This window comes from Streptomyces blastmyceticus (assembly GCF_039521185.1).
Classification (GTDB): domain Bacteria; phylum Actinomycetota; class Actinomycetes; order Streptomycetales; family Streptomycetaceae; genus Streptomyces; species Streptomyces blastmyceticus.
Map to the genome: position 1 here is coordinate 159,234 of NZ_BAAABW010000013.1, position 20,988 is coordinate 180,221.

15 protein-coding genes and 1 pseudogene are annotated in these 20,988 nt (G+C 70.2%); 6 read left to right on the forward strand and 10 right to left on the reverse strand.

Annotated features, from left to right (window positions below):
• Positions 1-17 precede the first annotated feature (17 nt).
• The 5 genes from ABD269_RS10920 to ABD269_RS10940 are packed head-to-tail and all read left to right on the forward strand — an operon-like array spanning position 18 to position 7,798.
• Complete coding sequence (locus ABD269_RS10920) at positions 18-4,451, forward strand: beta-ketoacyl synthase N-terminal-like domain-containing protein (RefSeq protein ID WP_344117595.1); 4,434 nt, start codon at positions 18-20, stop codon at positions 4,449-4,451.
• Complete coding sequence (locus ABD269_RS10925) at positions 4,448-4,768, forward strand: acyl carrier protein (RefSeq protein WP_344117596.1); 321 nt, start codon at positions 4,448-4,450, stop codon at positions 4,766-4,768. Before ABD269_RS10920 ends, ABD269_RS10925 begins: the two co-directional genes overlap by 4 nt.
• Positions 4,765-5,559: an alpha/beta fold hydrolase gene (locus tag ABD269_RS10930; protein ID WP_344117597.1), complete on the forward strand. Its 795-nt coding sequence runs from the start codon at positions 4,765-4,767 to the stop codon at positions 5,557-5,559. Before ABD269_RS10925 ends, ABD269_RS10930 begins: the two co-directional genes overlap by 4 nt.
• Positions 5,556-6,737, forward strand: a complete 1,182-nt coding sequence (locus tag ABD269_RS10935) for a glycosyltransferase (protein ID WP_344117598.1) — start codon at positions 5,556-5,558, stop codon at positions 6,735-6,737. The genes ABD269_RS10930 and ABD269_RS10935 overlap by 4 nt, the downstream gene beginning before the upstream one ends.
• Positions 6,734-7,798: a class I SAM-dependent methyltransferase gene (locus tag ABD269_RS10940; protein ID WP_344117599.1), complete on the forward strand. Its 1,065-nt coding sequence runs from the start codon at positions 6,734-6,736 to the stop codon at positions 7,796-7,798. The genes ABD269_RS10935 and ABD269_RS10940 overlap by 4 nt, the downstream gene beginning before the upstream one ends.
• A gap of 204 nt (positions 7,799-8,002) precedes the next feature.
• Here ABD269_RS10940 and tgmC read toward each other — a convergent pair.
• The 9 genes and pseudogenes from tgmC to ABD269_RS10980 form a co-directional block, all read right to left on the reverse strand.
• Positions 8,003-9,049 (reverse strand): annotated as a pseudogene (gene tgmC, locus ABD269_RS10945) (ATP-grasp peptide maturase system methyltransferase); the annotation flags it as partial.
• Positions 9,050-9,067: 18 nt separating this feature from the next.
• Positions 9,068-9,238 (reverse strand): hypothetical protein, encoded by a 171-nt coding sequence (locus ABD269_RS35315; protein WP_425572870.1) that lies wholly within the window; start codon positions 9,236-9,238, stop codon positions 9,068-9,070.
• On the reverse strand, positions 9,235-10,200 hold the full coding sequence (gene tgmB / locus ABD269_RS10950; RefSeq protein WP_344117600.1) for an ATP-grasp ribosomal peptide maturase: 966 nt from the start codon (positions 10,198-10,200) through the stop codon (positions 9,235-9,237). Before tgmB ends, ABD269_RS35315 begins: the two co-directional genes overlap by 4 nt.
• Positions 10,200-10,460 (reverse strand): putative ATP-grasp-modified RiPP, encoded by a 261-nt coding sequence (gene tgmA / locus ABD269_RS10955; RefSeq protein ID WP_344117601.1) that lies wholly within the window; start codon positions 10,458-10,460, stop codon positions 10,200-10,202. Before tgmA ends, tgmB begins: the two co-directional genes overlap by 1 nt.
• 304 nt (positions 10,461-10,764) lie before the next feature.
• Positions 10,765-11,196 (reverse strand): hypothetical protein, encoded by a 432-nt coding sequence (locus ABD269_RS10960; protein WP_344117602.1) that lies wholly within the window; start codon positions 11,194-11,196, stop codon positions 10,765-10,767.
• A 57-nt stretch (positions 11,197-11,253) separates the two neighbouring features.
• Positions 11,254-12,483, reverse strand: a complete 1,230-nt coding sequence (locus ABD269_RS10965; RefSeq protein WP_344117603.1) for a helix-turn-helix domain-containing protein — start codon at positions 12,481-12,483, stop codon at positions 11,254-11,256.
• Positions 12,484-12,776: 293 nt separating this feature from the next.
• Complete coding sequence (locus tag ABD269_RS10970; RefSeq protein WP_344117604.1) at positions 12,777-13,715, reverse strand: GDSL-type esterase/lipase family protein; 939 nt, start codon at positions 13,713-13,715, stop codon at positions 12,777-12,779.
• A 122-nt stretch (positions 13,716-13,837) separates the two neighbouring features.
• Entirely contained in the window at positions 13,838-14,689 is an 852-nt protein-coding gene (locus ABD269_RS10975; RefSeq protein WP_344117605.1) for a peptidoglycan-binding domain-containing protein, read from the reverse strand.
• Positions 14,690-14,717: 28 nt separating this feature from the next.
• Positions 14,718-15,761 carry a peptidoglycan-binding domain-containing protein gene (locus tag ABD269_RS10980; RefSeq protein WP_344117606.1) on the reverse strand — a complete coding sequence of 348 codons (1,044 nt, stop codon included), beginning with the start codon at positions 15,759-15,761 and terminating at the stop codon, positions 14,718-14,720.
• A gap of 160 nt (positions 15,762-15,921) precedes the next feature.
• Between ABD269_RS10980 and ABD269_RS10985 the strand changes: the two genes are divergently transcribed.
• The gene (locus tag ABD269_RS10985) at positions 15,922-16,464 is read left to right on the forward strand and encodes a hypothetical protein (protein WP_344117607.1); all 543 of its coding nucleotides are present in this window, start codon (positions 15,922-15,924) and stop codon (positions 16,462-16,464) included.
• A gap of 20 nt (positions 16,465-16,484) precedes the next feature.
• Here the strand turns inward: ABD269_RS10985 and ABD269_RS10990 are convergent, their stop codons facing one another.
• Positions 16,485-20,966, reverse strand: a complete 4,482-nt coding sequence (locus tag ABD269_RS10990) for a hypothetical protein (protein WP_344117608.1) — start codon at positions 20,964-20,966, stop codon at positions 16,485-16,487.
• Positions 20,967-20,988 lie beyond the last annotated feature (22 nt).

The following is a 20,988-nucleotide window of genomic DNA, read 5'->3' on the forward strand; positions in this document are numbered from 1 at the left end:
CTCCCGCGCAGGAGCCGGTGGCCGTCATCGGCATGGCGGTCACCCTGCCCGGCGCGGACGACCTGGACCGGTACTGGCACAACCTCCGCACCGGCGTGGACGCCATCTCCGAGGTGCCGCCGGGGCGCTGGGACCAGGACGAGTACCGCTCCGGTGCCGTCTACTGCCGGCGCGGCGGATTCGTCGACGACCGGCTCCCCGGCTTCGACCCCGCCTCCTTCGGCATCATGCCGGACTCCGTCCCCGCCACCGAGCCCGACCAGCTGATCGCCCTGCGCACGGCCGCCGCCGCGATCGCCGACGCGGGCGGCCTCACCGCGGCCGATCCCGCGCGGGTCGGAGTGATCCTGGGCCGCGGCGGCTATCTGACGGCCGGGCTGGCACGCCTCGACCAACGGGTGCGCACCGCAGGCCAGCTGACCCGCACCCTGGGGGAGCTGCTGCCCGAGCTCGGCGAGGAGCGGCTGGCCCAGGTCCGTACCGCCTTTGAAGAGGCCCTGGGACCGGACAGCCCCGAAGCGGTCATCGGCCTGGTCCCCAACTTCACCGCCTCGCGCATCGCCAACCGGCTGGACCTGCGCGGCCCCGCCTACACCGTCGACGCGGCCTGCGCCTCCTCACTGCTGGCGGTCGGCCAGGCGGTGGGCGAGCTGGCCGCGGGACGCTGCGACGTGATGCTCGCCGGAGGCGTGCACCATTGCCACGACGTGACCCTGTGGTCGGTGTTCGCCCGGCTGGGGGCACTCTCCCGCACGCAGCGCATCCGCCCCTTCCACCGGGATGCCGACGGTGTGCTGATGGGCGAGGGCACCGCGGTGGTCGTCCTCAAACGGCTCGCCGACGCGGTGCGCGACGGCGACCGGGTGTACGCGGTGGTGCGCGGCACCGGGGTGGCCGGTGACGGGCGGGCCGCGGCCCTGGTGAACCCGGACCCCGAAGGCCAGACCCGGGCGGTGCGACAGGCCTGGGATGCCGCCGGGGTGGACCCCACGGCCCCGGGATCGATCGGCCTGCTGGAAGCGCACGGCACGGGAACCCCGAACGGGGACGCGGCCGAAATCACCACGCTGCTCCGTGTGTTCGGCACCTCGCCCGAACCGGATGCGGTGATCGGCTCGGTCAAGTCGATGATCGGCCACACCATGCCGGCGGCGGGCGCGGCGGGCCTGGTCAAGGCCGCCCTGGCCCTCCACCACCAGGTGCTCCTGCCCACCCTGCACTGCGAGGACCCCCACCCCTCCCTGCTCGCCACCCGCTTCCGCCCGACCTCGGTGGCCCGCCCCTGGGAGGCGGAGGTGCGCCGGGCCGGGGTGAACGCGTTCGGCTTCGGCGGCATCAACGCCCACGTGGTCCTGGAGGAGTTCCTCCCCACGTCCGGGAGGAAGAGATCCGCGGCCACGGCGCTCCGGGTCGCCGAGCCCGAACCCCTCCTGCGGATCGCCGCGGACACCACCGAGGGGCTGCGCGCGGCGCTCGAAGCCGAGGACGCCCACCTGCGCGCCGGAGGCGACATCGGCGACGGAGGCACCCGGCTGGCCGTGGCCGGGCCCGGCGCCGAACGCCTCGCGCTGGCCCGCAAGGTGGTCGCCCGCGGCCTGGCCTGGGGCGGCCGCCGCGAGGTGTGGTTCGCCCCCCGGCCACTGCTCGGTGCGGCCGGGGGCGGACGCACCGCCTTCCTCTTCCCCGGCCTGGAAGCCGGGTTCACCCCCCAGGGCGAGGACATCGCCCGCCACTTCGGACTGCCCCGGCCCACCTGGCAGCAGGCCCGGGTCGGCGCCGTCGCCGAGCACGGCGCCGGTGTCGTCGACGCCGGACGGCTCCTGGCCACCGCGCTGCGCCGCGCCGGTGTCGCCCCCGACGCCCTGGCCGGGCACAGCGTGGGGGAGTGGACCGCCATGGCCGTCGGCGGGATCTTCGCCGACAAGGAAGTGGACGCCTTCCTGCGGGACTTCGACCCCTTGGCCCTGAAGGTCCCGGACCTGGTCTTCGTGGCCTTCGGGGCACCCGCCGACCAGGTGGAGGCGGCCCTGGCCGGTATCGGCGAGGTGGTGCTCTCCCACGACAACGCCCCGCACCAGTCCGTGGTCTGCGGCCCCGTGGCCCAGGTGGAGAAGGTGACGGAACGCCTGCGCCACGACGGCGTACTCGGCCGTGTGCTGCCCTTCGAGTCAGGCTTCCACACCCCCATGCTGGCGCCCTACCTGGGGCCGATCCGCGAGGCGATGCAGCGCTTCACCCTGCACCCGCCCTCGGTACCGGTCTGGTCGGGCACGACCTGCGCGCCCTTCCCGCACCCGGAGACGGAGGTCCGTGAACTGGCCGTGCGCCACCTTCTGGAGCCGGTCCGCTTCCGCGGACTCGTCGAATCCCTCTACGCGGCCGGGTTCCGGGCCTTCGTCCAGACCGGCCAAGGCCAGCTGCCCGCCCTGACCGGCGACATCCTCGCCGGACGCGAGCATCTGGCGGTCACGGCCGCAACCACCGGGAGCGACGGCCTGAGCCAACTGCGACGGGCCGTGGCCGGGCTGTGGGCGTACGGGGCGGAACCCGACTTCGCCGCCCTGGCCCCCGGAGGAGGCCGCACCACCGCTACCGTCCCGCCACCATCGTCCGCGGCGTCGGTTCGGCCGGGCGTACGGCTCGGCCTGGACGCCGGGCCGGTCCACCTCGAACCCGCCACCCGCGACCGGCTCCGTACGGTACTGCGCGGCGCGCTCACCGGCGAGGGGACGGCGGCACCCGGGGCCGGGCAACTCGAGGACGCCGCACGGCGGTTCCCCGAGGCGGCACAGCTGAGTGCCCTGCTGACCGAGACGGCCGACGCGGCAGCGGCCCTCTTCGCGGCGCACGACGCCCCCCGGACGGCCGCACCGGTCCCGGAAGCCAGGGCCTCCGGCCCGGCGGCGGACCCCGCCCGGACCACCACGGTCCGGGTCGCCCTCGACACCATGCCGTATCTCACCGACCACTGCTTCTACCGCCAGCGGCCGGACTGGCCCGACATCGGCGACCGCTGGCCGGTGGTCCCCGCGACCACCATGATCCAGCGCATGACCGAGGCGGTCGCCGCGCCCGGCTCCGACGTCACCGTCGCCGTCCGCGACGCCCGCTTCCTCGCATGGCTGGTCGCCGAACCGGCCGTCGATGTGACCATGACCGTCCGGAACACCCCGGGCCGTCCGGGCCGCCGCACCGTGGAGTTCGGCCGGTACGCGCGCGCCGAGACCGAGACGGCACCCCGCCACCCCGTACCGCCCGACCGCTGGCCCGTCCCGCCCGACGAAGAGGCGCCCACCGTCTCGGCCCGGCGGATGTACGAGGAACGCTGGATGTTCCACGGCCCGCTCTTCCAGGGCGTCACCACGATCACCGCACTCGGTGCGCGGCACGTCCGGGGCGTGCTCACCGCACCGCCCGCACCCGGTGCGCTCCTCGACAACGCCGGACAGCTGCTCGGCTACTGGCTGATGGCCACCCACCCCGACCGTACGGTGGTGCTCCCGGTCGGCATCCGCGAAGTCCGCTTCCACGGCCTGGAACCCGCGGCCGGCCAGCGCCTCGACTGCCACATCCGGATCACCTCCCTCACCGAGACCGTGCTGGCGGCGGACATCCAGCTCAGCCACCGCGGAACCGTCTGGTGCGAGATCAACGGCTGGGAGGACCGCCGCTTCGACTCCCCACCCGCCACCGACGCCATCCGGCGCCGGCCCGAGCACAGCACCCTGTCCCGGATCCGGCCCGGCGGCTGGCACCTGGTCTTCGAGTACTGGCCCGACCCCGCCTCCCGCGAGCTGATGATGCGCAACCTGCTGGGCGGCGCCGAACGCGACGCCTACGCCGCCCGCCCGCCACGGGGCAGACAGCAGTGGCTGCTCGGCAGGGCCGCCGCCAAGGACGCCGTACGCCACCACCTGTGGCAGCACGGCGAGGGCCCGGTCTTCCCCGCCGAGATCCGGGTGCGCAACGACGACAGCGGCCGGCCGCACCCGGAAGGGGTCCACGGCCGTGAACTGCCACCCCTGGACCTGTCCCTCGCCCACTGCGCGGAAGCCGCCGTCGCCCTGGTACGCCCGGCCGGCACTGCACCCACCGGCATCGACATCGAGGAAATCACCGAGCATCCGGAAGCGACCCGCGACGCGATCCTCGCCCCCGAGGAGCTCCCGCTCTTCGACCGCCTCGGCGGCGACGCGCGCACCCTCATCCGTTTCTGGACGGCCAAGGAGGCCGCGGCCAAGGCCGAGGGCACCGGACTGCAGGGCAGACCGCGCGACTTCCGCGTCACCACCGCCGCCGACGACCGGATGACGGTCCGCACGCCCTCCGGCCGCATCCACCCCGTGTCCCTCACCGAGGTCGGCAACCCCGCGGGCCTGCGGCCCCGCCGCTACATCGTCGCCTGGACCGCGGACACCCACCGGCAGCACCACGAGGAGAACCCCTCATGACCACCATCCCCACACCCGACGCCGTCACCCCCCTCCCGGGAGCCGACGAGTGCGCCGTCCTCACCGAACTCACCGAGGCACTGCACTCCGTGCTCCCCGAGATCGGCCTCGAAGGCACAGCCGTCACCATGGACACCCGCTTCGTCGAGGACCTCGACCTGGAATCCATCGACCTGATCACCCTCACCGGCGAGCTCGGGCGCCGCTACGGCGACCGGGTCGATTTCCCGGCCTTCTTCGCCTCCCTCGAACTCACCGAGATCATCGAACTCTCCGTCGGCCGGATGGTCCGCCACATCGCCGGGCGCCTGGGGTGACGGCGCCGCGCCGCCCGCGCCTGAACACCGTCCGCATCGGACCGTCCGGCCGGGACACCGTCGTCCTGGTGCACGGCATCGCCACGGACAACCTGACCAGCTACTACTTCACCATGGCCCCGGACCTCGCGGCGGCCGGACACGACGTGGTGATGTACGACCAGCGCGGCCACGGCCGCAGCGAACGCCCGTCCACTGGCTACCACTTGGAGGACTTCACCGACGACCTCGCCACCCTCGTCGACGACCTGGATGCCACCGGGCCGGTCCACCTGGTCGGGAACTCCTTCGGCGGCACCGTCGCCTTCGACTACGCCCTACGCCACCCCGACCGGGTCGCCAGCCTCATGGTCGTGGAGTCCGAACCACCCACCGCGGCCTGGGCGACGAAGATGAGCACCCTGCTGGCGGGCTCGGCGAACAGACTCCGTGACGAGCAGGTCCTGCCCTGGATCGAGGGGACCTACGGCTGGCACGCGGCCCGGCTGGTCAGCCGGTCCCGCCCACTGCTGCAAGGGACGACGATCGCCGCGGACATCGCGGCCAGCCGCATACCCGCCGAGGAACGCTGGCGGGAACTCGACCTGCCCGTCCTCGCGGTGTACGGGGGCACCTCCGACCTCGCCGGCATGGCGCCCTGGCTGGAGTCCCTGCTCCCCGACTGCCGCACCCGCCAGGTGCCTGACCACGGCCACTCCGTGCTCGTGGGCGACCCACGGACCGTCGGAAAACTCATGCTCGACTGGATCGGGGCGGGACACCGGCACCAGGCGAAAGCCGTCCGCGTATGAGGCGGTTCCTCTTCGTGGTGCCACCACTCGTCGGACACATCAACCCCGCCGTCGCGGTGGCCGCCGAACTCACCGGGCGCGGACACCGGGTCGCCTGGGCCGGACTCCCCGGCCTCGTCGAGGAACTGGCAGGGCCAGGAGCCGAAGTCCACTCCTGCGAGGCACCCCTCGATCTGCGCCGACCGCCGGGGCTCCGAGGGGTCGCGGCGCTGCGCTTCCTGTGGCAGGACTTCCTCGGACCGCTCGCCACGGCGATGGCACCCGGCGTGGAACGGGCGGTCGCCGCCTTCCGCCCTGATGTGCTGGTCGCCGACCAGCAGGCGCTCGCCGGGGCTCTGGCGGCCGAACGGCTCCGCATCCCCTACGCCACCTCCGCCACCACTTCCGCCGAGTTCTCCGGCCCGCTCGCCGGAATGCCGAAGGTGGAGGAGTGGATCCGCGGGCTGTTGGGCGAGCTGCGCGGCACCATCGGCGACCCGTCCCGCACCCACGACCCCCGCTTCTCGCCGGACCTCGTCCTCGCCTTCACCACCACCGCCCTGACGGGCGAGTGCACCGCGCCCGCGCAGACCCGCTTCGTGGGCCCCGCTCTCGCCCGGCGGCCCGAACCGGAACCCTTCCCCTGGGAGCGGCTGGACCCCCGCCGGCACACCGTCCTGATCTCCCTCGGCACCGCCAACACCGACACCGGCGACCGCTTCCTCACCGAGTGCGCGGCAGCCGTACGGGAACGCGCGCGGCACGTCCAAGCCGTCATCGCCGACCCTGGCGGGGCACTCGACGGCACCGTGGGCGACACCGTGCTGGCCGTGAAAAGGATGCCCCAACTCGCCCTGCTGCAAAGGGCGTCGGCGGTCGTCTGTCACGCCGGACACAACACCGTCGCCGAGTCCCTGCTGCACGGGGTGCCGCTCGTCGTCGCCCCGATCCGGGACGACCAGCCCGTGATCGCCGCACAGGTCACCGCGGCCGGTGCCGGAATCCGTATCCGGTTCGGCCGCAGTGACCGCCATGCGATCGGCGCCGCGCTGGACGGCGTGCTCACCGACCCCCCGTACCGCGAGGCCGCCCGGCGCGTGCAGGAATCCTTCCGCGCCGCGGGAGGCGCCGCCGCGGCCGCAGCTCACCTCGAAGAATTCGCCGCCTCCACACGACAGGGAGAACCAGGAAAACCATGAACCGTACCCAGGAGGTCGCCCGGCTCCGCGTTGACTACCAGCGCGAACTCGAACTCGGCACGGAACGCTTCCACGCGCCGAAACGCACCGAGTGCCCCTGGTGCGGCTCCTCCCGGCTGCGCACCCGGCTGCGCACCGCCGACCTGCTCCAGCGCAAGCCCGGCAGCTTCGTGATCGACCAGTGCCGCGACTGCTCCCACTCCTTCCAGAACCCCCAACTCACCCCCGAGGGACTGGACTTCTACTACCGGGACTTCTACGACGGACTGGGAGCCGACCTGGCGGAATGGGTCTTCGCGGGCACCGGCAGCCGTAAGCGTTACCTCGCCAGTGCCCGCGCCCTCCTCCCGTTCGGCGCCCCCCGCCGCTGGCTCGACGTCGGCACCGGGCACGGGCACTTCCCCCAGTCGGCCAGGACGGTTCATCCGGCCACCGTCTTCGACGGTCTCGATATGAGCGCAGGAGTCGACGAGGGCAAGCGCCAGGGCCGGATCGACGAGGCGCACCGCGGCCTCCTCACCGACCTCGCCCCCAAGCTGGAGGGCAAGTACGACACGGTGAGCATGTTCCACTACCTGGAGCACACCATCGACCCGCGCGCGGAGCTGACCGCCGCCCGGACGGTCCTCGCCCCCGGCGGTCATCTGATCATCGAGGTTCCCGACCCGGAGTCCGCGATGAGCGGGATCCTGGGCCGCTGGTGGATGCCGTACTTCCAGCCCCAGCACCTGCACCTCATCCCGCTCGCCAATCTCCGCCGTGAACTGGAGTCACTCGGCTACACTGTCGTCGCCGTCGAACGGCACGAGCCGCACACCCCGTTCGACATCACCGGCGCCGCGGTTCTCGCTCTCGCCTACGCCCTGCCGACCGCCGACGACCCCTGGCACCCCGCCCCGCCCAGCGGCCTCCAGCGGAAGGCCCGCACGGCCCTGTTCTGGTCGGCCGTCCCCTTGCTGGCCGGTATGTACGGTATGGAACAGCTGCTCGCCCCGCTCCTCCGCCGGACACGGCTCTCCAACGCGTACCGGATCGTGGCGCGCAGCGGAGACGCGGCGTAACCGCCGAGTTGGCGCGCTGCCGCACGGCTCTGGCCTCCGGGATCGGGCCAGCTGTGGCCTGTCGGCGCGCGGGCCACTGACCGCGCGCTTCAGGCGAACCGCAGGAGGGGCACCGCGGGGGAGACGCCCCGCAACGGCGACCTGAACGATCAAGGTCATCGCGTACTCGGAGTGACCCCCGCCGAGTGCCCTCACCCGTGTGTGTCAGTCGCTCAGGGGCTGGTGCCGGTGCCTCCAGCGGAGCGCGGGCCTGTGCTCGATCCCGTGGGAACGCGTCGCCGTCGTGATCTTCTGGCCGCCGATCCAGTAGGCGTTCGCCTCCCGGGTGACCTGCATCCGCACTGAAGTGATGTCAGGTTTACCCGCCTCTCTCCAGGCGGCCACGGCCTCCTCGACAGCGTCCCAGAGTGCCACTGGCCCCCCTTGTCGGACGGTCCATCCCTCTTTGTCAGCGGTGAGCGCGGCGAACGCTTCCCGCCCGGTGTCGAAGAGGTACACCGTCTCCCGGCTGTCGCTGAGGGCGCGGACGAGCTGGGCGCCCGGTGCGGCGAGCTGGGCCAGGAATGCGGGCATCCAGTCCTTGAGCAGGTCGGGAGAAACACCGGTCGTGCGCTCGGTGTCGGCGTAGGCCGCGCGGGCCGCCAGGTCTCCGGAGAGAAGAGCAGGCGCCTCCGCGCGGGCCGGCATGAACGAAGTGCGGCCGATGATCCGGCCCTCAGCGGTGCCGTCTTCCTGGACGGTGAGCTTCGCCAGACCGGTGCCGTAGGACCAGGAACTGGGGCCCACGGTGGCGAGGACGATCCCGCCGGGCCTGGTCTGGCGGACCCAGGTGTACGGGATGCGGCGTACGGCACACGTGGCGATCGTCCGGTCGTACGGCGCGTTGCGGGGGTGCCCCAGGAGTCCGTCCCCGGTCACGGTCCAGGTGGAATACCCAGCCGCTTCCAGGGCCGTGTCCGCGCGCCCGGACACAGCCGGGTCCACTTCCACACTGGTGACGTTGTCCTCCCCCAGCCGGTGGCACAGCAGACCGGTGGAATAGCCCGTGCCCGTCCCGATCTCCAGGGCCTTCATGCCGTCGTCCACGTCCAGGGCTTCCAGCATCCCCACCACTGTGGAGGGCATGGTGGAGGACGAGGTGGGAAAGCCGGTGACCGGGCCGTCGGTGGCATCAGGGGTCACGTGGCCGTCGAGCTGGGTCACCCAGGTCTCATCGCGGTAGACGAGGGTCAGCCACTCGTTCTCGTCGGTGTCCCGACTGACGGGCGTTTAGTGGAAGAGGCCGTCCGGACCTGTCTCGTCCTTGAAGAACGTAGGGAGGAACAGTTCCCGGGGGACGGCTTCGACAGCCTTCCGCCAACCGGGGGTCTTCAGAACGCTACCCTCTTCCAGGCGCTCGGCCAGGGCCTGGCGGAGGCGTACGGGGTCGGGAAGTGTCACAGTGCGGCTCCTTGCTCCAGGAGATCAGCGAATGCGGCGGCGATCGGCAGTCCGGTTGCGCTTTCGAGCCAACCCCATTGGCCATTGGGGTTCAGCTCCAGCCAGTGGAGGTCACCGTCACGGGTGATGCACAGGTCGAAGCTGCCGGAAGCGAGGCCGAAGTGTTCCAGGTGGGCGGTCAGGGCCTTTTCCATCCCGGTGGGGAGGTCCATGGCCCGGTAAGTGAGGGCGCTGTAATCGGCTCGCCAGTCCAGCAGGCCGGAGTCGATCCGGATGGCGAACACCTTCGGGCCGACGACGACCACCCGTAGGTCCGCAACCTTGTCGACGCGGGCCTGGAAGAGGTGCGGGACCACGGTCACGCTGTCGTCCACCTCGTCGGCGGTGACCGGTTCGGTCCACGTGGTCAGCCCCACGCCGTCGCTGCGCCGGTAGGGGGTCCAACGCAACGCCTTGTAGATCACGTGCTGGTGCTCGGCGATGAACGCGCGTACGTCGGCCGGGTCGTTGGAGATCAACGTGGGCGGGACGGTGAGGCCGAGGCGTTCGGCCACGGCCAGTTGCATGGGCTTGTGTTCCGCCGCGTAGTTGCTCAGCGGGTGGTTCACGTAGCGGCACTTCGGCAGGGCGTACAGGGTGCCCCCGAGGCCGTGGCGGACCTGGGCGGTTGCGAACCGGGCATCCGCGTCGTCCAGGTGCGCGAAGTCGGGCCAGGTCGGGCGGCGCCAATACACGGACCGCACCCCCTCCAGGGCGGTTTTCCTGGAGGGGGTCCGGAGGTGGCCGGCTGGGGAGGCAGCCGGGCTGGCGCCGAACCGAGCCGACAGTGAGAGATGGTCACCGATGTCGGAGGGGTCGAACCGTACGACGGGGACACCGCGCTTGTTCAGCTCGGTGATCACCATGTCGGCGGTGACATCGTCCACTTCGGTGACGACCGCGACCGGTCCAGCGTCGATCATCAGTCCGGCACGCTGTCCTGGTCGTGGTCCGTGTCGTTACGGCTGTCCAGGTTGGTGGACTCGGGATGGGTCTCGGTGCCCTGACTTGAGCCGTGCTTGCCCATCTCCATGACACCGCCCCGCGCGTCGCGGAAAACGGTGGTCTGGGTGGTGGGGTCGAGTTCGGCGGTGGTGTATCCGGGCTGGTGAGCGCTGGGGTACGGGCGCATCCGGCTGACGCCCCAAGGGACGCCCAGTTGTAACGACGTAGTGGTCTGCATGGTCTTTCCTCTCCTTCCGATTCTTGTGATGGTGGTGCACCGTCCCCGCCGGGATTCCCGAACAGGCATGGAAGGGAATTCGGTCACGTCCGGCGGGGACGGAGTTCATGGGGTGGAGCAGGCCCCGGCCGCTCCGACGGCCGGCCGGGGCGTACCTCAGACGGCCGGAGCGCGATCCGGTGCCGACAGAGAGGTCGTGACGTGTTGCCCCTGATCGTGGGCGACCTCTGCGCCGAGGAGAGCGAGTGTGCCGACGGTGCCGAGTGCCCAGAGCCAGGCCAGACCGTGAAGGGTTTCCGGCGCTTCACGGGGCATCCGCCGCCCTGCGGCCCTGCACCAGTCGTTCCAATTGGTCGACGTGGGCAGCCAGTTCGTCGAGCGTGACGACGAAGGTGGATTCCTCGGAGGTGCCGTCTTCGTGATGCAGAAGGATCGGAACGGCGCCCTGCCTCGCTCGGGCGTCGTACGAGACTTCGCCCGCGGGGGTGGCGTGGGTGATCGTGCAGGCGGGGCGGAGCGTGGAGCCGTCGGCGGCGGCCGACCATTCGCCGCCGCCCTCCGGGGGCCGAAGGTGGTACGTCAAGCAGGGGTCGCCATCAGGGATGCCCACGACGATGCCGCGCTTGCATCGCTTGATGTCATAGGCGAGATCCCCGAGTTGGGGCCTCCAGCCGGGGGCCGCCTCGTGTAACGCGCGACGCCTGGCTGTGTCTTGCTCGGTGCGTCGTCCGGTCATGCCTCAGGAGGGTAGGGACTCCCCGGGGCTCGAATATGAGCCGGAGGAATACGACCCCTATCCGTCCAGGTGGAAGCGGTCGGACATCCTTCGCAGCTGCTCGCGGGTGGTCGTCCGCTCGGCGTAGACGATCCTTCGGAGCGTGGCACGGGCGATCGGGTGGTTGCGGATGAGCTGGGGCGCAATACGCTCGGCCTTCTCCAGCTCGACCAGGGCCTTGTCGCGGTTGCCGTCCCACAGCCACGCACGTGCGATGTCCATGTGGTGGTGACCCTTGCGGGAGTTGGGCAGGGCTGCCAGAGCAGCGGCGTCGGAGCGCCGGTTTATGGCCAGGGCCTTCGTCTGATCGCCGAGTTCAAGAGCGACGCTGATGGAGTGGATCTGTACGTTCCCGGCGGAGAACGTCAGCGAATGCCGGTCGTAGACGGGTGTGCCCCGACCCTCGGTCACACGGTCACTGGCCGCGCGGGCATGCTGGATACGATCCTCGGTCTCCTGCGGGTTCTGTGCACGAGAGGCGGACACGGCGGCCCGCAGTTGCAGCGAACCCCACAGGCGAAGGGCCAAGGGGTCGCCCTGGTCGTACTCGCTCTGGACGCTGCGCAGTGCCTTGTCCGACAGGGCCAGTGCGTCGTCCCAGTCGGCGGTCGCCCACATGTCCCACACCCGCATCCAGTCGGCGACAGCCGGCATGAGCGGGTCTCCGGAGAACTGGGCCGACCACGCGGCACGTTCGCAGGCCATGGCGACGAGTTCAGGGTGCCCCATGGCGTGTGCGGCCGTGTGGGCGAACTTGCAGCACACGGCGTAGATGGCGAATGCTTCCTCCCGCTCGTGTCCGGTGGAGACCTCGGCGAGCGCTCGCGCCTCGCGCAACAGATCCGGCAGGCATCGCAGGATGGCAACGTTCGCCGCGGCGTCCCGCAACCGGTGCAGCCGCTTCATGCCCTGCCACAGCTCGCCCGAGGACCGCGGGGTTCCGTCGAAGACCGGCGCCAGGTCGTAACGGCGGAGCTCGCGCAGGATCGACGTCGCCGCGACCTGCCACTGGTTCTCGGACGGTGAGCTCGTGTACGGGCGTCCTATCAGGTCGTTCGGGTGCAGGTGCAGTTCGGATGCGATCTGGTTCAGCAGTCCCACGCGGTCGAGCTCGATCTGGCCCCGCTCCATCTTGGAGACCCACCCCTGCGACTTGCCCAGGGCGGCGGCGAGGTCGGCTTGCGGCATTCCCAGACGGAGGCGGGCACGGCGTACGCGGCGGCCGATCTCCTCGGCTTCCTCCAGCATCAGCACTTCCCCCGCCCCGCCGTTGCGGGCACGTGCCGACGGTTCTTTTGGGTTCGCAGGCAAGGCATCGTGGCTCCGTCCGGTTCGCGTCATGCTCGTACGCCGAACGGTACAGAGGCGGCGCCCTGGCTGGTAAGCGTCTTCTTCTCCGACGGCACCCCTGCCCGTCACCAAGTGCTGGTACTGGATGAGCCGGACTGTCACTCCGCGGCCGCTTTCCATGGCTGGCGCCCGCACGCCCGTGATGCGCGGGCGCACCGAGTCACGCGATCGGACGCCTCCGTCTTCCGGGGTCAGCGGCTGAGGGCGTCGAGGTGCCGGTAGAGAGCCTGATGCCCGTCGGCGGTGGGGTGCAGGCCGTCGGTCAGCAGCTTGGTGTTGTCGTGCAGCGGTTCCCACATGTCGAGGTAGTCGATGTGGTTCTCGGCGCACCAGGCACGCAGAAACTCGCGCAGGGCCAGCGCTCGGGTCCGGGTGAATCGCAGACCCTCGTAGTCGCTGGTCCGCGTTTCATCGAGCCACGTCGGCCCTGCGACGACGAGTCGCGCGTTGTGGTCCAGGGCCATGGTGGCCAGCGAGCCGAGACTGTCCGCGATGTGCGTCGACAAGTCGCCGTGAGGCTGAGGAGCGGCGAGCGGAAGGGCGGAGTCGTTGATGCCGGCGGCGACGAGAAGGGTGTCGGGCAGGCGAGGGGCCAGGAGCGTGGGGGTCTGCTCGCTGACGTCGGTCAGGGTGCTGCCGGGGATGGCCAGGTTGAAGACCCGGTGTTCGGCCTCGTTCTCGGCGATGTGGGCGGCCGCCAGGCGGCCGGCCCATCCACCGTCCGGATCGCAGCGCCCGTAGGCGATGCTGTCGCCCACGATGACAATGCGAGCTGCCGAGCGCAGCGGTTTGGCATCCAGATAAGCCCAGGCGATCTCCCCGGAGGATAGGCGAACCCGTCGGCGGACGTAGTCGTCGACCTCGTAGGCATCGGCTGCGGCGAGGTCCTGGTCGGTGAGGTGCAGGACGGCGCCCTCGACCACGGCGCCGTGCTTCCGTGACAGGGTCAGGTGGACCTCAAGGCCGCTGGTGGCGATCACGGATGGGTCGGTGATCGGCAGCGGCCTGGTCGTGTAGCCCGTCAGCGACGCCGCGGAACTGGGCACGGCTTGACCGAAAAGAGCGGTCTGGACCCGCTCGTCCATCAGCGTGCCGAAGGAAAACAGGGTGTGAGGGCGGGACTGGGTCACCTTGGGCGCCGTGGCCTTTCTTCCTGGAATGATCGCGCCATCTTATGGGCCGGGTGTTCACCAGTCCGCGGCGCCCTGCGTGGGGCCGGTGGGGTCGCCCAGCGGTTCCGGCACTGGTGCGGTCACGCCAGCGGGACTCCCTCGCCCAGAGCCGCCCAAGTGAGCTCGGCGACAACTCCGGTCACGGGGAAGCCGGATTCCCCGCTCTGGAAGCCTCTCACCGCGGCGTCCGTGGCGGCATCGAACTTCCCGGGATCAAAGCTGCCTGGAGCCAGTAGGTTCAAACGGGACGGCTGGAACATTCTTTGCAGGGTTCCCACGTCATCGTCAGAGGGGCCGTCGACGGAGTTCAACTGGAGTTGAGGCCGACTGCCCGGGATCGGCAGCAACAGTGTCTCGGGGTCGCTGGGCGGCGGCTCCACCGATACGGCTGCGTTGCGGAAGAGTCCACGGTCGACCGCGTTACGCTTCACCAGATCGGCGCCTGCCATGTTGCACTCCCGTGCGGCGCGGAACCAGTCCTGGGTGTCCACGGCATTATGGAAATTGGGGAAGTTGGGCGATTTCAAGCGGTTCGGCCCCATGGCCCAGCCCAGGCTGAGGAGTCCCATCTGAGCGTCCGCCGGCCAGTCCGCGAATCCGGAGAAGAACGGGGTGAGAGCCGATTCGGTGTCGGTGAGCTTGTTGTCCACCAGAGTGTCGATCCCGGAGTCGTCGAGGTGCAGCTGAGTCGGACCGGAAGAGGTCTTGACGCGGTTCCATTCGTCTGTGATTTCGGCGTCGCTGGCGGGGGTGCCGTCGTTGCGCAGCAACTGCGCACCTGAAGCGGCCAGGTTCAGGGCATCGCTCAACGGGTCGATCTTGTTGCCGATGGCTATCGTGACGTTACCGAGGCGGTCCAGGTACATGTGATCCACTCTGCCTTCGAGCCGGGCAGAGAAGGCGGCGAAATTGGCACGTACCGAATTGCGCATCTTGCGTCTCCTCGTAGGCGGTCGGCACTCAGGCCATGACCGGTTGCACCCCGGGGTTCGGCTCGAAGGTCTCGGGCAGCAGGCCGCGCAGTGCGATGACGATCGCCACTACCAGGGCGGCCAGACGGACGGTCTGCAGGAGCCGGGCCAAGTCGCCGTGCAGGCACATGGTGTAGGTGATCAGGCCGGGCGTGTCCAGGCGGACCCCGAGTCGGACATCCACGGCGATCCCCTGGACGGTGAAGGAAGCCACCGGAAGCTCGGCGGTGGGTTTGTATGTGGTGCCCCGGGTGTACGGCAGGCCGACCAGGCCGTAGGCCGCGCTGATCTTCGCGATTTTGCTTAGCCCTTTGGTGATGCCGGTCAGCGAACGTGGCTTGACCTCATAGAACTCCTGCACCGGGGGCCGGTCCGAGAGGAAATCCGGGCGCTGGGAGAGCAATATGGTACGGGTGGGCAGGCTCAGCGTCGGATGATGGCTCTTGAGGAAATCCGCGTATCCAATGAGCCAGCCGGTGACATCGCTCCATTCGGTGGCCAGAGTGCAACCGCCGAGCTGGGCACAGTAGTCCCGGAAGACGATCGCCTCCGCGATGAACCCGAACCAGGCGGCTCCCTGTGAGGTGATGAACTCCGATACGGGGAAGCAGAGTTTGTTCGGGTCCAATTGCAGGAGGTCGTTCTTGAGGGAATCCTCGAAGCTGGACGCGAAGAGCAGATCCGCCGACGAAGCGGTGAGCAGGTCCGTCTGCGACAGGTTGGCGGAGGAGAGCTCCACTGCTCCCTCGGCCAGCCCCACCACGACGTCGAGCGCAGAGACGGTGTCCACGCCCACCACGGGATCGGTGGGGCTGAGCCCTTGAGCCGTCTTGAAGGCGGTGACGGCAGTTTCGGTCTCCGGTCCGAAATTGCCGTCGACTCCCGAGCCCGGCAGCGGCTGTCCGGCCGCCAGGAGCGCTGTCTGGACGCGCGTGACCGGATCCCCGGTGTCGCCGGACCGGAGCGTCCGGTTTCCGGCCTCGACATCGACGAGTTCCGGGCTGTCTCCCAGCAAGGCGGATTGCAAGGTCACGATGACGCTCCCATGCTGCTCCAGCGGCCTCCCTCTTCCCCACGATAGTCCGGCACGGACCGACCGCATCTTGGTCCGTGTGGCGCACCCGGCTGGGAAATCGAAAAAGCGCATGAGAAATTGGATATCCGCGATCCACACCTCGCTGAATGGGGCTCGCATGCCTGCGTATCTCACTTCGCCGGCGGCTCCGGTGGTGACGTCGGCCTCCGTTTGGGCAATCCTCGGCTGCGTGGCCGCGGCCGGTGCGGTGGGCGGCGTCATCAATGCCCTGCTGAGCGACAGCCAACTGATCCTGCCGAGGGAGAAAGCAGGGATTTTGCAGCCAGGATTCCTTGGCAACGCGCTGCTGGGGGCTTTTGGAGCGGTGATCACCTGGGGCCTGTACGGCCCCCTCAAGGATGCCGTGCTCCTGGGATCGCACTCGGTGGGTGAGCTCCCGGTGAACATGACGGTCACCGCCCTGGTGGGGGCGGCTCTGGCGGGAGCCGGCGGTGCCAGGGTTGTTTCCGCCGAGGTCGACAAGCGGTATCTGAGAAGCGCGGGTGCCAGCGCGGCCATCACCCCGGTGGACCCGCAGCTTGCCACGGCGCTGCGGACGGCCTCACCGTCCGAGGCCGCCCAGGCGGCCTCGGAGAAGTTGCAGACGGGGTCAGGAGCGCCCGCGGCCACACCGGCTTCACCGACCCGTCCTCCGGTCTAGTCCGCCGGGCGGGGTGGAGCTCAGAACTCGACGGTCTCGGCGAACACCAGGCGGTCGGCACCCGGCATCCAGGTGTAGGTGACCGTGCCCAGGTGCGGTGGCTTCTGGAGGTGAAGCGGCAGCTCGGGATCGGGAAAGATCATTTTTCTTTCCCTTCTGGTGTTTTGCTGATCCGTCGCGAGGTGCTCGTTCTCCAGGATGACGACACGGAATTGGCCCGGCTGCCGGTTCGTCGGCAGCGTCACTTGCCCGCGCCACAACGGCGAGCCCGGTGCTCCCGCAAGCTGAGCGGCATCGACGCGTACGCCGGCGCCCTGGAACCACCGCCAGCCGAGATCGTCCTGGGTGCCCGGGATGCGCTGCTGGATGCCCACCTCGATCAGGGGTGGAACGGGGTGCTCCCTCGCACCGTCGTCGTCCGGGCCGGCGCCGATGGCCGACTCGTCGGGAGACCAGTCGACACCGAGATAGCTCGGGCCGTCGACGGTGATGCCAAAGGTATCGGGGTTGCCGGGAAGGGGACTTACCGTGACGGTCCGCGGCGGCGAGAGCTGTACGAAGTCTGTCTGGACGACCCGGGACAGCTCCTGGGCGGGAAGCGAGTAGGGCTGGTAACGGGCCAGCGCCAGGCGGAGGAAGGGACAGTACGTCTCGGTGGGGGCACCGGCCACCTCGATGTCGCAGAACCACAGTGCACGCTGTGGGTCGAACTGGACCGGGTGCCCGGCCACCGAGGCCGACGGGCCTTCGGGCAGTTCTCCGAGGATGAGTCCGCTGTCCGTGCTGACCGCATTGAGGAAGCCTGTCACGCTCGGGAAGGTGGCAATCGGTCCCGACTTGAAGACGGGGTCCTCACCGTAGTGCGTGAGGTACGGTGCCAGCACATCGGGCGCCGGATACTGGATTCCGTCCGTGACCAGTACACCGAGCAGCTCCTCGTCGCCGGAGGAGAACCACGGGCGCTTGAGGTAGACGCGTACCCCGCCGGTGCGACGGCTGACACGGGTGCCGTCCGGCTGGGTCTCCCGTGACCAACGTTGGGTCGGCAGGACCGACACCACCGCCGGTGCCGCGGGCCGTGCCGAGCTGAGAATGTCTCTCCGCACGGTGTTGCCGGTGACGGTGATCCGCCGTGGGTCGTCGGCGACCTCGGACGGGAAGTACTCGCGGAACCGGCTGGTGGCGACCGCGTGGTAGTCGACCTTGCGGTGCTTGGTGTCGCCGAACTCATGCCGCGAGAGATAGGCGCGGCCCGACTCGTCGTCGGGGGACGGTGCCTGGAGGGTGATGAGGTCCTGGGGGAACGGCTCGTATGCCGCGATGGGGACGGTATCGGGACCGGTGTCGCGGGCGGGCTCGTCTTCGCCCGGCAGGTGGACCGGGATCTCGAAGACGTGCGCACTGCGGCCGGCCGTCACCGGTCCGTCCGCGTCGATGTCGTCGATCTGTTCACTCCATGACGCGAGCAGGTCCACCTTGGCCGTGCTCTTGCCATGGACCAGCAGCGTCCCGCCGATGTAGGCGAAGGTCGTTCCGGCCTCTCGGGGAGTGGTCAGGTCATCCCCGTTCAGCTTCGGCTGACCGAGGGGAGCCTCGGTCGCGTGGACCAGTTTGACGGTGCGGAACGGAGTGATCATGCGGTGACCGCCCTGTAGCGCGGTCTCCACCTCGCCCGGCCCGAGCTGCTGACCCGCCTGCTGGCTCTGCTCGACCACCCACTGCCAGATCCCCAGCTGTTCCAGGCCGCTCAGGTTCCCCTCGATCGAGAGGTAACAACTCAGCTGGAAGGTCGTCTGCTCGGCCTGGCGCAGGAAAACGGTGAGCACCCGTGCCTGAGGGTCCCAGCTCGGTGGGGGCGCGGGCGGAGGGGCTGACGGGTCGGCCACCGGGCCGGGGTCGGCAAGTTGAATCCGGAAAGGCTGCCGGTCGGGCCAGTTCTCGCCGAAGTCGATGTGCACCGACGAGCCGCCCAGGACGCCGAGGGTCTCGGGGGTGAGCTTGGAAGGGGCGAAAGCGAGGCTGCCGTCGGCACCCGGCAGGCCCGCCGGGCCCCCGCCGACAGGGAGCCCGGGCAGGCCGAACAGGGCCACACCCCGGGCGAGCGGGTCGGGCAGGTAGGGCGACTTGAGCTGGGGTTCGTGATGCAGCACATACCCCTGCTCCCCGGAGGAGGTGGTCCCGGTGGCGACCGACTCCACGCATGGGCGCCAGGTCTGGGCACCGGTGAGCGGATCGACGTCCGGGGTGAGCTTGGGCTGCCCGGTGGTCTCGTCCAACACGGGGTCGCCGATGCTGCCGCGCTCCCTGCGCGCCAGCTCGTAGGTGCTCCCGAAGCCGCTCCCGGTACCGAAGGAGGCGTCGAACACGCCGTGGGTCTCGGCCATCCCCTGCGAGGATTTGGGAGGGACGGCGTGCCGTTCGCTGGTGCCGCGGTAGCGCGTGCCGGCCGTCGGCCGGGCGGCCCTGATCTCGCCGGTGAGCGCGTTGGCGTAGTCCGCGGCGGCGGTTCCGCTGCGGCTCCGGATCACCAGCCGTTCCAGGGATTCCCCCTCGTTGAACCGTTCGCGCGGGACCAGAACCGGTGAGGACACCGGCTCGTACCGCGCATAGGTGAACTCCGTGCCGGCGGTGGGCAGAACCGGTGGGGTCTGATCCACGACGTGCTGGAAGAAATCCAGCAGCTCGGTGGCCTCGTCCACCGACAGACTGTTGCCCGCGAGATCGACCGCTCGCGCGCGGAACCGGTACCGCCGCCCGAACCGGAGCCGCGGCAAGGTCCCAGGCTCCGCCTGGAACGTGGCCTGGAGCGGCACTCCGTCGGCCATCGGCCGACTCGTCACCGTGTCCGGTCCGCTGTCGGTGACGGTCTTTCCGGGACGGGGGGCGGCCATGCTCCAGCCCTGCCAGTGCAGCAATGACTCATGGATGTGGAAGGGGGCGCCGGGATCGGGGGTAATGCCGTCCGGCCCGGGAGGCCGGGTGACCACGGGCTGCACTGTGCCCTCGTCGGTGAAGGTCAGGGTGGTCGGCCCGCCGGCGTGCTGGGGCAAGGAGTACGTCCCGATGCGCCGGTGCAGTGAGTGCCAGGTCGTCCCCGAGGCGACGTCCTGCACATCGAACCGGTAGCCCCGGACGAGGTCCTCGACGAAGAAAGTGACCTCCTGGCCGCCGGCGAGGCTGTCGTTGGCGGTCTTCGCCGCCGACATGCGGTTCATCAGCAGCGCGGCGTGTCCCGACCGGGCGATGGTCACCCCGCTCGTACGCAGCGCCGGTACCCCGGTCGCGGCCGCGCCCGAGGCGGCTGTGCCGTTCTGCCCGATCAGCGCGGAGACCATGCCGAGCACTTTGAGTGCGCCGCCGTCGACGTCCAGCTGAATCGCCTCGAAGGCACCGTCGAGCGCCAGGTTCAGCATCCCGCGGACGTTCTCCGTGGGCGCGGGCGGCGCGGAAGCGGAGCCGGGGGCGGGGGCGAACGGTGTCGCGGACGCGGCTTCGAAGAAACGGTTGCCTTCCAGCAGGTACGCGGTGAACGGGCTGTGGGACTCCGCGACGATCGGCTGGGCGAACTTCGGGACGACTTGAAGGCGTTGGGGCTGTGCCTGGCCGCTCACCGACTGGGGGAGGGCCCCTTCGGGCACCTCGAGGTCGATCACCAGGCCGAGCAACCGCATGAGCGGCGGATAGTCCGCAAGGAAGGTCAACGTCTCGTGGAAATCAAATCTGGGCGGCGTCGACAGCTGCCTCGTTGTCGGCAGTGCCTGGCCGTTGCCGCTGTGGAAGGCCAGTGCCTGAGCGAAAGGGCTGGCCGGATGTCCGGTGTCCGCCACCACAGGCGTGGGCGCATCCGGGGCGATCTCGGCCAATCGCCCGGCCACGGCCGTCGCGTCGGCGATCCGCTGCGCCGGGTCGGTGGTCCGGTCGGCGCGCAGCAGGCTGCTCGCCGCATCGATGTGAAGGGCTTGAAGCCGTGCGATATCGACTTCGGAGGCCAGGTTCGCCGGGGTGAAGGCGGTGCGTGCGATGCGCGGCTCGGTCGGGGCGGCGGCTTGGACGACGCCGGGGTAGGCGAGCCTGATGCGGTCATCGGTGAGCCGGAGAGCCGAGTTGTCGGCGGCGAGTTGCTGATGCCCTTGCTTGATCGCGGCATGCAGGGCGGCCATCGGGTATGAGCTGTATACGCGTTGACCGCCCACGTCGTCGGGGTTGGGCGGGGCTTTCACGGTCGAGTTGCCGAACAGGGCGGCCCACAAGGACGAATCCGGTGGCTGGCTGACGACCTTCGCGTCCACGGGCGGCGCACCGGGGACCTGAACCGAAAAGGTGACCCGGCCGGGCAGCAGATTCGACGGCCAGTCGGCGAAGTCCCCGCTGAGCGGGGACTCCGGCTGGTCCGCCTCGAGCCTGGGAGAGACGAACACGGACAGCCGCAGCCTGCGGTCGGTGGGGTCGCCGGTGATGCCACCCGGCAGGGCCGTCCAGATGACTGTCTGGCGTAGCGTCATTTTCTCTCCGGCTCGGGACGGC

Bases quoted from the DNA above. Each gene is read 5' to 3' on its own strand.
- tgmB (WP_344117600.1), bottom strand. From the start codon at position 10,200: ATGATCGACGCTGGACCGGTCGCGGTCGTCACCGAAGTGGACGATGTC.
- ABD269_RS10975 (WP_344117605.1), bottom strand. From the start codon at position 14,689: ATGCGCAATTCGGTACGTGCCAATTTCGCCGCCTTCTCTGCCCGGCTC.
- tgmA (WP_344117601.1), bottom strand. From the start codon at position 10,460: ATGCAGACCACTACGTCGTTACAACTGGGCGTCCCTTGGGGCGTCAGC.
- ABD269_RS10990 (WP_344117608.1), bottom strand. From the start codon at position 20,966: ATGACGCTACGCCAGACAGTCATCTGGACGGCCCTGCCGGGTGGCATC.
- ABD269_RS10985 (WP_344117607.1), top strand. From the start codon at position 15,922: ATGCCTGCGTATCTCACTTCGCCGGCGGCTCCGGTGGTGACGTCGGCC.
- ABD269_RS10925 (WP_344117596.1), top strand. From the start codon at position 4,448: ATGACCACCATCCCCACACCCGACGCCGTCACCCCCCTCCCGGGAGCC.
- ABD269_RS10935 (WP_344117598.1), top strand. From the start codon at position 5,556: ATGAGGCGGTTCCTCTTCGTGGTGCCACCACTCGTCGGACACATCAAC.
- ABD269_RS10965 (WP_344117603.1), bottom strand. From the start codon at position 12,483: ATGCTGGAGGAAGCCGAGGAGATCGGCCGCCGCGTACGCCGTGCCCGC.
- ABD269_RS10960 (WP_344117602.1), bottom strand. From the start codon at position 11,196: ATGACCGGACGACGCACCGAGCAAGACACAGCCAGGCGTCGCGCGTTA.
- ABD269_RS10940 (WP_344117599.1), top strand. From the start codon at position 6,734: ATGAACCGTACCCAGGAGGTCGCCCGGCTCCGCGTTGACTACCAGCGC.